Here is a 12327-nt window from a genome sequence, read left to right as displayed (position 1 = left end):
TGAATTGCTTTCTATTGCGCAATCCGATGCAACAAATAGAACACAATGAGTTATTTTTTTGTATACAATAATTTTCTAAAAGCGCCACACGCGACGAAAAGCCACGGTTTCTTGGGCTTCCGACGAATGAAACAGCTGCTTGAGAAAATGGATTGACCTGCGCCGTCCGCCGTGAATACACTCTGCGCAAAGCCACTTGTATACAATTACAAAACGTAAGAGGCACAAAACCATGAGCAAAATGAGAGCAATCGAAGCCGCCGTTCTGGTGATGCGCCGCGAAGGGGTCGACACCGCTTTTGGCATCCCGGGCGCCGCGATCAACCCGCTGTACTCCGCCTTGCAGAAGGTCGGTGGCATCGATCACGTCCTCGCTCGCCACGTTGAAGGCGCCTCGCACATGGCCGAGGGCTACACCCGCACCAAGGCCGGCAATATCGGCGTGTGCATTGGCACGTCCGGCCCGGCCGGCACCGACATGGTCACCGGGCTCTACAGCGCCTCGGCCGACTCGATCCCGATCCTGTGCATCACCGGTCAAGCACCGCGGGCCCGGATGCACAAGGAAGACTTTCAGGCCGTCGATATCACCAGCATAGTCAAGCCGGTCACCAAGTGGTCGACCACCGTTATGGAGCCGGGCCAGGTGCCTTACGCGTTCCAGAAAGCCTTCTATGAAATGCGCTCCGGCCGCCCAGGCCCGGTGCTGATCGACCTGCCTTTCGACGTGCAGATGGCTGAAATCGAATTCGACATCGACGCCTATGAGCCGCTGCCGCTGGCCAAGCCCACCGCTAACCGCGTGCAAATCGAGAAGGCCCTGGCCATGCTCGACCAGGCTGAGCGCCCACTGTTGGTGGCCGGTGGCGGCATCATCAATGCCGACGCCAGCGAGTTGTTGGTGGAGTTCGCCGAGCTGACCGGTATTCCGGTAATCCCGACCCTGATGGGCTGGGGCACTATCCCGGACGATCACCCGCTGATGGTCGGTATGGTCGGTCTGCAAACCTCGCACCGTTACGGCAACGCGACGATGCTGAAGTCCGACGTCGTGCTGGGCGTCGGTAACCGTTGGGCTAACCGTCACACCGGTTCGGTCGACGTTTACACCGAAGGCCGCAAGTTCATTCACATCGACATCGAACCAACCCAGATCGGCCGCGTGTTCACCCCCGACCTGGGCATCGTGTCCGACGCCGCTGCCGCGTTGACCGTGTTCATCGAAGTCGCTCGCGAATGGCAAGCCGCCGGCAAGCTGAAAAACCGCAGCGCCTGGCTACAAGACTGCCAGCAGCGTAAAGCCAGCCTGCAGCGCAAGACTCACTTCGACAACGTGCCGGTCAAGCCGCAACGCGTTTACGAAGAGATGAACCAAGTGTTCGGCAAGGACACTTGCTACGTCAGCACCATCGGTCTGTCGCAGATTGCCGGCGCGCAGTTCCTGCACGTCTACAAACCGCGTCACTGGATCAACTGCGGCCAGGCCGGCCCGTTGGGCTGGACCATTCCGGCAGCACTGGGCGTGGTCAAGGCTGATCCGACCCGCAAGGTGGTGGCGCTCTCGGGCGACTACGACTTCCAGTTCATGATCGAAGAGTTGGCGGTGGGCGCGCAGTTCAAGCTGCCGTACATCCACGTGGTGGTGAACAACTCGTACCTGGGGCTGATCCGTCAGGCCCAACGCGGTTTCGACATGGACTACTGCGTGCAGCTGTCCTTCGACAACCTCAATGCTCCGGAACTCAATGGTTACGGGGTTGACCACGTAGCGGTTGCCGAAGGCCTGGGTTGCAAGGCACTGCGGGTGTTCGAACCGGATCAGATCCAGCCTGCCTTGCGCAAGGCCCAGGAGCTGATCGAGGAGTTCAAGGTGCCGGTGATCGTCGAAATCATTCTGGAGCGCGTGACCAACATTTCCATGGGCACCGAGATCAACGCCGTCAACGAATTCGAAGACCTGGCGTTGGTCGGCAACGATGCGCCAACGGCGATTTCGCTGCTCGATTGATGATCGTTGATCGTTCCCACGCTCTGCGTGGGAATGCATCCAGTGACGCTCCGCGTCACATAACGGCTGGACGCAGAGCGTCCGGGGCGGCATTCCCACGCAGAGCGTGGGAACGATCAGCCCTCACACATATACGGGAGACCACCATGCCGCGTTTCGCAGCCAACCTGTCCATGCTGTTCACCGAGCAGGATTTTCTTGCCCGTTTCGACGCTGCCGCCAAGGCCGGCTTCAGTGGTGTCGAATACCTGTTTCCCTACGATTTCAGCTCCGCCGAAATCAAGGCCAGGCTCGATGCCAATGGCTTGACCCAGGTGCTGTTCAACCTGCCGGCCGGTGACTGGGCCAAGGGCGAGCGCGGTATCGCGTGCCTGCCGGATCGGGTCGAAGAATTCCGCGCCGGTGTCGATCTGGCCATCGCTTACGCCAACGTGCTGGGCAACACCCAGATCAACTGTCTGGCCGGTATTCGTCCACAAGGCGTCGACGATGCCACCGTGGAAAAGACCTTCGTCGCCAACCTCAAGTATGCGGCCGAGAAGCTGCAAGCGGCGGGCATCAAACTGGTGATGGAAGCGATCAACACCCGTGATATCCCCGGCTTCTACCTGAACAACACGGCGCAAGCCCTGTCGATTCGCGAACAGGTCGGCAGCGCCAATCTGTTCCTGCAATACGACATCTATCACATGCAAATCATGGAGGGCGACCTGGCCCGAACCATGGCTGCGCATCTGGGCGAGATCAACCACATCCAGTTGGCCGACAACCCAGGGCGCAACGAACCGGGCACCGGTGAAATCAATTACCGCTTCCTGTTCGAACACCTGGACCGCATCGGTTATCAGGGTTGGGTTGGCTGCGAATACAAGCCGCTGACCACCACTGAGGCGGGTCTGGGCTGGTTGAAAACCCATAACGCAATCTAATGAAACTCCTGTAGGAGCTGGCTTGCCAGCGAAGGCAATGTAACTGCCAACAAAGAGGCTGGATGTGATGGCCTCTTCGCCGGCAAGCCGGCTCCTACAAAAGCAGTCCCCTATTTGCTTGAAGCAGCAATAAAAACAAGAGGATTTTCTCATGGCTAAAATCGGATTTATCGGCACCGGCATCATGGGCCACCCAATGGCGTTGAACCTGCAGAAAGCCGGTCACAGCCTGTTCCTGTCGGCGCACCACGACCCTGCCCCTGCCGACTTGGTCGCCGCTGGTGCCATCGCGCTGGCGAACCCGAAAGAAGTGGCCCAGGAAGCCGAATTCATCATCGTCATGGTCCCGGATACTCCGCAGGTCGATGACGTGCTGTTCCGCGCCGACGGCGTTGCAGCGGGCGTGAGCAAGGGCAAAGTCGTGATCGACATGAGCTCGATCTCGCCGACCGCCACCAAAGCCTTCGCTGCCAAGATCAACGAGAAAGGCGCTCAATACCTCGACGCCCCGGTTTCCGGTGGTGAAGTCGGCGCCAAGGCTGCGACCCTGAGCATCATGGTCGGTGGCGATGCCGATGCGTTCGAACGCGCCCTGCCGCTGTTTCAGGCCATGGGCAAGAACATCACCCTGGTCGGTGGCAACGGCGACGGTCAAACCGCGAAAGTGGCGAACCAGATCATCGTCGCCCTGAACATCCAGGCCGTGGCCGAAGCGCTGCTGTTCGCCTCGAAAAACGGTGCCGATCCGGCCAAGGTCCGTGAAGCGCTGATGGGCGGTTTCGCGTCGTCGAAGATTCTTGAAGTTCACGGCGAACGCATGATCAAGGGCACCTTCGACCCTGGTTTCCGCATCAGCCTGCACCAGAAGGACCTGAACCTGGCCCTGGCCGGCGCTCGCGAACTGGGCATCAACCTGCCGAACACCGCCAATACCCAGCAAGTGTTCAGCACCTGCGCGGCCATCGGCGGCAGCAACTGGGACCACTCGGCGCTGATCAAGGGCCTGGAACACATGGCGAATTTCTCGATTCGCGATAAATAACACCTGCCCCGTACTGATCGTTCCCACGCTCTGCGTGGGAACGATCATTTGCGCTAAACAAAACAATAAGACTGGGAGCCCGCCATGTCGGTCGATCCGCAACAACTGCTGCGCGAGCTGTTTGCCACAGCCATCGACGCGGCCCATCCGCAGCACGTCCTCGAAGACCATCTGCCCAAAGATCGCAGCGGTCGGGTGATCGTCATCGGCGCCGGCAAGGCCGCAGCCGCCATGGCCCAGGTGGTCGAGCGCTGCTGGCAGGGCGAAGTGTCCGGCCTGGTGGTGACCCGTTACGGCCACGGCGCCCCGTGCGAAAAAATCGAAGTGGTCGAAGCCGCGCACCCGGTGCCGGATGCTGCCGGTCTGGCCGTGGCCAAACGGGTACTGGAACTGGTCAGCGACCTGAGCGAAAACGACCGCGTGATCTTCCTGCTCTCGGGCGGTGGCTCTGCCCTCCTCGCCTTGCCCGCAGCCGGCATCACCCTCGCCGACAAACAGTCGATCAACAAAGCCCTGCTCAAATCCGGCGCGACCATCGGCGAGATGAATTGCGTGCGCAAGCACCTCTCGGCGATCAAGGGTGGTCGTCTGGGCAAAGCCTGCTGGCCGGCTACGGTTTATACCTATGCGATTTCCGATGTACCGGGCGACCTCGCCACGGTCATCGCGTCCGGCCCCACTGTGGCCGACCCGAGCACCTCGGCCGAAGCGCTGGCGATCCTCAAGCGTTATGGCATCGAAGTCCCGGCCTCGGTGCGCAACTGGCTGCAAAACCCGGAATCGGAAACGGTCAAACCCGGCGATCCGAGCCTGGCCCGCAGTCATTTCCAATTGATCGCCCGCCCACAGCAATCGCTGGAAGCGGCAGCGGTGAAAGCCCGTCAGGCCGGCTTCAGTCCATTGATTCTTGGCGACCTGGAAGGTGAATCCCGAGACGTGGCGAAAGTCCACGCCGGCATTGCGCGGCAGATCGTCCAGCACGGCCAACCGCTGGCAGCGCCGTGCGTGATTCTGTCCGGCGGCGAAACCACCGTCACCGTGCGCGGCAATGGCCGTGGCGGGCGCAACGCTGAATTCCTGCTGAGCCTGACCGACAGCCTCAAAGGCCTGCCCGGCGTCTACGCGCTGGCCGGTGACACCGACGGTATCGACGGCTCCGAAGACAACGCCGGGGCCATCATGACCCCGACCAGTTACGCCCGCGCCGCCGCCCTCGGCCTGAGCGCCAGCGATGAACTGGACAACAACAATGGCTACGGCTATTTCGCGGCGCTGGATGCGCTGATCGTCACCGAGCCGACCCGCACCAACGTCAACGACTTCCGCGCCATTCTGATTCTCGAGAGCCCTGAACATGACGCCTGACAAGAAGGTAAAAATCCTCGCCACCCTTGGCCCGGCCACCAACGGAATCGACGACATCCGTGAGCTGGTGCTGGCCGGGGTCAATATCTTTCGCCTGAATTTCAGCCACGGCGATCATGCCGACCATGCACAGCGCTATCAGTGGATTCGTGAAGTCGAGCGCCAGCTGAATTATCCGCTGGGGATTCTGATGGACCTGCAAGGCCCGAAACTGCGGGTCGGCAAATTCGCCCAAGGCAAAGTGCAGCTGCATCGCGGTCAAGCCTTGCGTCTGGACCTGGACCCGACGCCGGGCGATGAGCGCCGCGTTAATTTGCCTCACCCGGAAATCATCGCAGCGCTGGAGCCAGGCATGGACCTGCTGCTGGACGACGGCAAGCTGCGCCTGCGGGTGGTGACCAAATACGCCGACGCCATCGACACCACGGTGCTCAACGGCGGCGAACTGTCGGATCGCAAAGGCGTCAACGTGCCGCAAGCGGTGCTGGATCTGAGCCCGCTGACCGCCAAGGATCGTCGCGACTTGAGCTTCGGTCTGGAGCTGGGGGTGGATTGGGTCGCGCTGTCGTTCGTGCAACGCCCGGAAGACATCCGCGAAGCCCGCGCACTGATCGGCGACAAGGCGTTTTTGATGGCGAAAATCGAGAAGCCATCGGCCGTGACGCAACTGCGGGAAATCGCCGAATTAAGCGATGCGATCATGGTCGCTCGCGGTGACCTGGGCGTGGAAGTCCCGGCCGAAAGCGTGCCGCAGATTCAGAAAAACATCATCAGTACCTGCCGCCAACTCGGCAAACCGGTGGTGGTGGCGACGCAGATGCTGGAGTCGATGCGTTTCTCCCCGGCCCCGACCCGCGCCGAAGTCACTGACGTCGCCAACGCGGTGGCCGAAGGTGCCGACGCGGTGATGCTGTCGGCGGAAACCGCGTCCGGTGAATACCCGCTGGAAGCGGTGCAGATGATGAGCAAGATCATCCGTCAGGTGGAAAACGGCCCGGACTATCAGGCCCAATTGGACGTGAGCCGACCGAAAGCCGAGGCCACGGTGTCGGACGCGATCAGCTGCGCGATCCGCCGCATCAGCAATGTGCTGCCGGTGGCGGTGCTGGTGAACTACAGCGAGTCCGGCACGTCGAGTCTGCGTGCGGCGCGGGAACGGCCGACGGTGCCGATCCTCAACCTGACGCCTAATCTGCAAACCGCTCGCCGGCTGACGGTGGCGTGGGGCGTGCACTCGGTGGTCAACGACCGGCTGCGCCAGGTGGACGAAGTGTGCTCGACGGCGTTGGAGATTGCCCAGGCACAGGGGATGGCTCAGCGGGGGGATACGTTGTTGATCACGGCTGGCGTGCCGTTTGGGCAGCCGGGGTCGACCAATTCGTTGCGCATCGAGACATTAATCTAACTCCCCCCACACAATGATCGTTCCCACGCTCTGCGTGGGAATGCAGCCCGGGACGCTCCGCGTCCCAAGAGCAGACGCAGAGCGTCCATTGAGGCATTCCCACGCAGAGCGTGGGAACGATCTGTACTGACTGCCCCCATCATGCCCGCCAACCACTTCAACACCCACTGCCCCGACTGGGCCACTGCCCTGCTCAATGGCTTCAGCCAGATATTCTTCCAGTGCCATCCGCTGTGCGGGCTGCTGTGTCTGCTGGCGATTCTGTTCAGCGCGCCGGCCTTGCTCGGCGGTGCGTTGCTGGGAGGGGTCGCCGGGTTGCTCACCGCGCAACGTCGCGGGTACACCAAGGCTGATCGTCAGGCCGGGCTGTTCAGCTACAACGGTGTTTTGCTCGGTCTGCTGCTGAGCCTTTATTTCCCATGGTCGGCGCTGTTGCCACCGCTGATCATTGCCTGCGGCGGCCTGAGTGCGATGCTCACCCAGCAATGGCTCAAGCATACCCGCGATCATCATTGTCTACCGGCTTACACCGCGCCCTTCGTTGGGTTGAGTTGGTTGTTGCTTGGCTTTGCCGCACCCCAGCAATCCATTCCACCGATCGAACTGAATACCCTCAACCTGCTCGCCGCGTCATTGAAAGGGCTCGGTCAGGTGCTGTTTCTCGGTCATCCGTTGGCCGGCGCACTCATTGCCATCGGATTACTGATCGCCGACCGCCGCGCCTTCTTATGGGCATTGCTGGGCTCCGCCGCCGGCCTCGGATTCGCCCTTTTGCATCACGAAACATCAACCGCGCTGCTGGGTTTGAGCGGTTACAACGCCGTGCTCGCCGCCCTCGCCTTCAGCCAAAATCGCCGCCAGCCCTGGCTGCCATTGTTGGGAATCCTGCTGGCGGTGTTGCTCACACCGGGGTTCGCCGCACTCGGCCTGGCCACGTTGACTGCGCCCTTCATCCTCGCGTGCTGGCTGATTCGCGCAGGCATTCGGGTGCTGCATCAGGCCGCCATGGACAGCGCGCCTTGCGCTATCGGGGAGAATCAACCTAGGCTTCGCTGATTCCAGGTTCAGGCGTTTTCCATGGACAGCAGCAAAAACTGGCGTGAAGAGCTTTACGTCATCATCTTCCAATCCGATACCCCGGCCGGTCGCCGCTTCGACAGCATTCTGTTGTTGATCATCCTCGCGAGCCTGGTGATCGTGATTCTGGACAGTATCGACAGCGTTCACCAGAACTACGCCGACCTACTGGCGTACATCGAATGGGGCTTCACCGTCGTTTTCGCCATCGAATACGGTCTGCGCCTGTACTGCTCGCCCAAGCCGCTGCGCTACGCATTCAGCTTTTATGGGCTGGTGGATTTGCTGGCGATCGTGCCCGGCATTCTCGCGCTGTATTACAGCGATGCGCAGTACCTGCTGATTATCCGGATCATTCGGATGCTGCGGATTTTCCGCGTACTCAAGCTCAGCCCGTATCTGAAGCAAGCCAACTATTTGATGACGGCGCTGCGCGGCAGCAAGCAGAAGATCGTGGTGTTTCTGCTCAGCGTCAGCACCCTGGTGACGGTGTTCGGCACTCTGATGTACGTGATCGAAGGCCCGGAACACGGCTTTACCAGCATCCCCAAAGGCATCTATTGGGCCATCGTCACACTGACCACCGTGGGCTTTGGCGATATCGTGCCCAGGACGCCATTGGGTCAGGTGGTTTCGTCGCTGGTGATGATCACCGGTTACTCGATCATCGCCGTGCCAACAGGGATCTTTACCGCGGAACTGGCCAACGCCATGCGCGGCGAACAATTGCAACACGATTGCCCGACCTGCAAGAAAAACAGCCACGAACACGGCGCAGCCTTTTGCTCCCGTTGCGGCAATGCGCTGTTCAAGAAACTGGAATAAGCAAAGTGCTTTTTAATCTTTAAAGGACTATGCGAGCCCGGCTATAGTCGCTGGCAAATTGCCAACACTTTCCATAGAACATGTTTGATAAAACAAGGAATGCGCAGTGAAAAAACTCTTTGGCGCCTCACTTCTGGCCGCTGGCCTGGCCTTGGGCAGCATGGCTCAGGCTGCACCGACCCTGCTTAACGTTTCCTACGACGTGATGCGAGATTTCTACAAGGACTACAACGCTGCCTTCCAGAAACACTGGCAAGCCGAGCACAACGAAAACATCACGCTGCAGATGTCCTTCGGCGGCTCCAGCAAACAGGCGCGTTCGGTGATCGATGGCCTGCCAGCTGATGTCATCACCATGAACATGGCCACCGACATCAATGCCCTGGCGGACAACGGCAAACTGGTCCCGGACAACTGGGTCACGCGCCTGCCAAACAACAGCGCGCCGTTCACCTCGGCCACTGTGTTCATCGTGCGCAAAGGCAACCCGAAAGCCCTGAAAGACTGGCCAGACCTGCTCAAGGACGGCGTACAAGTGATCGTTCCCAACCCGAAAACCTCGGGCAACGGCCGTTACACCTACCTCTCGGCCTGGGGCTATGTGCTGAAAAACGGCGGCGACGAGAACAAGGCCAAAGCCTTCGTCGGCAAGCTGTTCAAACAGGCACCGGTGCTGGATACCGGTGGCCGTGCAGCGACCACCACCTTCATGACCAACCAGATCGGCGACGTACTGGTGACCTTCGAAAACGAAGCGGAAATGATTGCGCGTGAGTTTGGTCGTGATCAATTCGAAGTGATTTATCCGAGTGTTTCTGCCGAGGCCGAACCGCCAGTGTCTGTGGTCGACAAAGTGGTCGAGAAAAAAGGCACTCGCGCTGCCGCTGAGGAATATTTGAAGTACCTGTGGTCGCCGCAAGGTCAAGAGATTGCGGCGGCCAACTACCTGCGTCCGCGTGATCCGGCGGTATTGGCCAAGTACACCGATCGCTTCCCGAAAGTGGATTTCCTTTCGGTGGAGAAGACCTTTGGTGACTGGCGCACTGTGCAGAAGACCCACTTCAATGATGGTGGGGTTTTTGATCAGATTTATAGCGGTCAGTAATTCTCAGCTCAACGAAAAGGCGACCTGCAACGGTCGCCTTTTTTGTGGGGCGAGCTTGTATGGCTCGCTACCGTCTTGAACCTCTGTAGGAGCTGGCTTGCCAGCGAAGACGGCCTCACGTCATGCAGCGCTCATGACAACGCCTTCGCCGGCAAGCCGGGCTCCTACGGGTCGACGGCGTTCAAAATGTCTGTGGAGTTGCCGCAGGCTGCGCCATTCATTGCACACAGAAATAATGACTATCACTTCAAACCTTCTTCCGCCGCTCTAGCCAGCCGATTAGCCTCCCCGCATTCCTTTTTGTTCAGCGAGACCCGTTATGACCCCAACGACTCAGGTGCCCCACGGCACTGCGACAATGACCCGAGGCATGGTGCTGCTCTTCGCCTTCTGTTGCGGCGCCATCGTGGCCAACATCTACTACGCCCAGCCGATCATCGGCCTGATCGCGCCGGACATCGGCCTGACCGACACCATGGCCAGCCTGATCGTTTCGCTGACGCAGATTGGTTATGCGCTGGGTCTGTTCTTCCTGGTGCCGTTGGGTGATCTGCTGGAAAACCGACGCTTGATGATCATCACCACCGTGGTGGCGATTGCCAGTCTGCTGGGCGCGGCATTCACCGATCAGCCGAACGTGTTTCTGCTGATCTCGTTGCTGGTGGGGTTCAGCTCGGTGTCGGTGCAGATCCTGATTCCACTGGCCGCCCACCTGGCGCCGGAAGAATCCCGGGGCCGCGTAGTCGGCGGCATTATGGGTGGTTTGCTGCTGGGGATTCTGCTGGCTCGACCAGTGTCCAGCGTAATCGCCGACCACTTCGGCTGGCGTGCGATGTTCGTCATCGCAGCGGTGTTGATGGCGGCTATCAGCATCGTGCTGGCCCTGACCATCCCCAAGCGCCAGCCTGATCACAGCGCTTCTTATGGCCAGTTGTTGGGTTCGCTCTGGACGCTGTTGCGTCAGCAGCCGGTATTGCGTCAACGGGCGTTTTACCAAGCCTGCATGTTCGCCACCTTCAGCCTGTTCTGGACGGCAGTGCCGCTGGAACTGTCGCGTAATCATGGCTTGTCGCAAACCCAGATCGCGATCTTCGCTCTGGTCGGTGCCATCGGCGCGATTGCCGCACCCATCGCCGGTCGACTGGCCGATGCCGGCCATACCCGCATCGCCTCGCTGCTGGCCCTGCTATTCGCCAGCCTGAGCTTTCTGCCCGCCTTCATCCACCCGGCCTACAGCGTTATCGGCCTGGCGGTGACGGGGGTGGTGCTGGATTTTTGCGTGCAAATGAACATGGTCCTCGGCCAGCGCGCGGTCTACGCCCTCGACGCCAAAAGCCGCGGCCGTCTGAATGCGCTGTACATGACCAGCATCTTTATCGGTGGTGCATTCGGTTCATCGGTGGCCAGTGCGGTGTATGAGCATGGCGGCTGGTTGTGGATCGTGATTGTGGGCAGTGCGTTTCCATTGTTAGCGTTGTTGCGGTTTTTGAGTGTTTCGCAGAGGCCTGCGCTGGCGACGGCTTAAAGACCTAAAAGCTTCGCGGGCAAGCCTCGCTCCTACAGGGTTGGTGCAAGACCTGTAGGAGCGAGGCTTGCCCGCGAAGGCTATTCGACTGATACAACTCAATGCCGAACCAGCTTCTCCATCGCTGCATCCGCGAGAAAGGAGGAGCGGCTTTTGACATTGTGCTCTCGCACATAGCGGTCAATGCGCTGGATTACGTAGCCAGGCAGCGTCACGTTGACCTTCTCGGTCTTGCCCAGATATGGCGAGATGTCGAGTTCCAGCATCCCCCACCCCATGTCGGCAAACTCCGGATTCTCGCGGTGCGCAGCCGCTGAGGTCGGCATCGGAATTGACTCCCCGTCTGCCATGATCTCCTGCAGCATGATGTGGGCAATTTCGACCGCCGCGTTGTAAGCATCTTCAAACGTATCCCCGGCGGTTACGGCACCTGGGATATCGGGGATCTGAATACCGATGGCGGTGTTCTCGTCGCCCCACTCGATACAGATTGGGTATTGCATTATGGATCTCCTGCCAAACTGGCTCCCGGGCAATAAAGCCCGGCTCGCCTCCTGATGCTTTTGACCGTCCCGATCGGCAAATCCTTTTTCGGATGAGGGACGGGTATCGTGTAAGGGTTGTAACGGTGAGTGAAGAGGTGATGACTGCCGGTGACCCGGTCCAGTGTCCAGCCCGCCTCTATCAGCTCTTTGATCAATAACCTGCTCTGCACCACCAGCCTCCTTGCTCCGGCCCAACAAAAATAACCCTAGAGTTATATTTACTCAAGCACAAAAATCCGGAGTGCGACGTTCGGTTGTTTTACAGGGTGTTGATTTGATCGGGCCTACGAATTCGTCGATAACCTCTTTGACCTGGATCCGGCAGCAGTTGTCGCGGCAGCACAACGGCAACGCAAACAGCTAAAGCTGCCGCCTATGGATGTCGGTACCTATCTTGATCTGCTCTTTCGCCAAGGCCTGATTCAGTCGAGCAAGGCGTTGACCAATTATCGGGCGATTCATTAATCGCCTCTCACAAACCCCAAAAAGCAAAACGGCGAT

Annotated in this window: 11 protein-coding genes; 9 read left to right on the top strand and 2 right to left on the bottom strand. The window is 59.7% G+C overall.

Annotated elements, in window-relative coordinates; all coding sequences use genetic code 11:
* The first annotated feature begins 232 nt into the window (after positions 1–232).
* The 9 genes from gcl (at position 233) to CKW20_RS04230 (ending at position 11281) form a co-directional block, all read left to right on the top strand.
* Positions 233–2008: a glyoxylate carboligase gene (gcl, locus tag CKW20_RS04270; RefSeq protein ID WP_095051797.1), complete on the top strand. Its 1776-nt coding sequence runs from the start codon at positions 233–235 to the stop codon at positions 2006–2008.
* Positions 2009–2154: 146 nt separating this feature from the next.
* The gene (hyi, locus tag CKW20_RS04265; protein ID WP_095051796.1) at positions 2155–2937 is read left to right on the top strand and encodes a hydroxypyruvate isomerase; all 783 of its coding nucleotides are present in this window, start codon (positions 2155–2157) and stop codon (positions 2935–2937) included.
* A 151-nt stretch (positions 2938–3088) separates the two neighbouring features.
* A complete protein-coding gene (locus CKW20_RS04260) occupies positions 3089–3979 on the top strand; it encodes a 2-hydroxy-3-oxopropionate reductase (RefSeq protein ID WP_007894261.1) in 891 nt (296 codons plus the stop codon).
* A gap of 84 nt (positions 3980–4063) precedes the next feature.
* The gene (locus CKW20_RS04255; protein ID WP_095051795.1) at positions 4064–5344 is read left to right on the top strand and encodes a glycerate kinase; all 1281 of its coding nucleotides are present in this window, start codon (positions 4064–4066) and stop codon (positions 5342–5344) included.
* Positions 5334–6749: a pyruvate kinase gene (gene pyk, locus CKW20_RS04250; RefSeq protein WP_095051794.1), complete on the top strand. Its 1416-nt coding sequence runs from the start codon at positions 5334–5336 to the stop codon at positions 6747–6749. The genes CKW20_RS04255 and pyk overlap by 11 nt, the downstream gene beginning before the upstream one ends.
* Before the next feature lie 141 nt (positions 6750–6890).
* On the top strand, positions 6891–7805 hold the full coding sequence (locus CKW20_RS04245) for an urea transporter (protein ID WP_095051793.1): 915 nt from the start codon (positions 6891–6893) through the stop codon (positions 7803–7805).
* Positions 7806–7826: 21 nt separating this feature from the next.
* Positions 7827–8651: an ion transporter gene (locus tag CKW20_RS04240; protein ID WP_095051792.1), complete on the top strand. Its 825-nt coding sequence runs from the start codon at positions 7827–7829 to the stop codon at positions 8649–8651.
* A 106-nt stretch (positions 8652–8757) separates the two neighbouring features.
* Positions 8758–9756 carry a sulfate ABC transporter substrate-binding protein gene (locus tag CKW20_RS04235; protein WP_095051791.1) on the top strand — a complete coding sequence of 333 codons (999 nt, stop codon included), beginning with the start codon at positions 8758–8760 and terminating at the stop codon, positions 9754–9756.
* 319 nt (positions 9757–10075) lie between these two features.
* Positions 10076–11281, top strand: a complete 1206-nt coding sequence (locus CKW20_RS04230; RefSeq protein ID WP_095051790.1) for an MFS transporter — start codon at positions 10076–10078, stop codon at positions 11279–11281.
* A 98-nt stretch (positions 11282–11379) separates the two neighbouring features.
* Here the strand turns inward: CKW20_RS04230 and CKW20_RS04225 are convergent, their stop codons facing one another.
* A complete protein-coding gene (locus CKW20_RS04225) occupies positions 11380–11784 on the bottom strand; it encodes a type II toxin-antitoxin system HicB family antitoxin (protein ID WP_008014960.1) in 405 nt (134 codons plus the stop codon).
* Positions 11784–11996 (bottom strand): type II toxin-antitoxin system HicA family toxin, encoded by a 213-nt coding sequence (locus CKW20_RS04220; RefSeq protein ID WP_095051789.1) that lies wholly within the window; start codon positions 11994–11996, stop codon positions 11784–11786. Before CKW20_RS04220 ends, CKW20_RS04225 begins: the two co-directional genes overlap by 1 nt.
* Positions 11997–12327: the final 331 nt, after the last annotated feature.

The organism is Pseudomonas sp. Irchel s3b2, from assembly GCF_900187445.1.
Classification (GTDB): Bacteria; Pseudomonadota; Gammaproteobacteria; order Pseudomonadales; family Pseudomonadaceae; genus Aquipseudomonas.
This window is presented reverse-complemented; position numbering and strand designations above follow the sequence as displayed.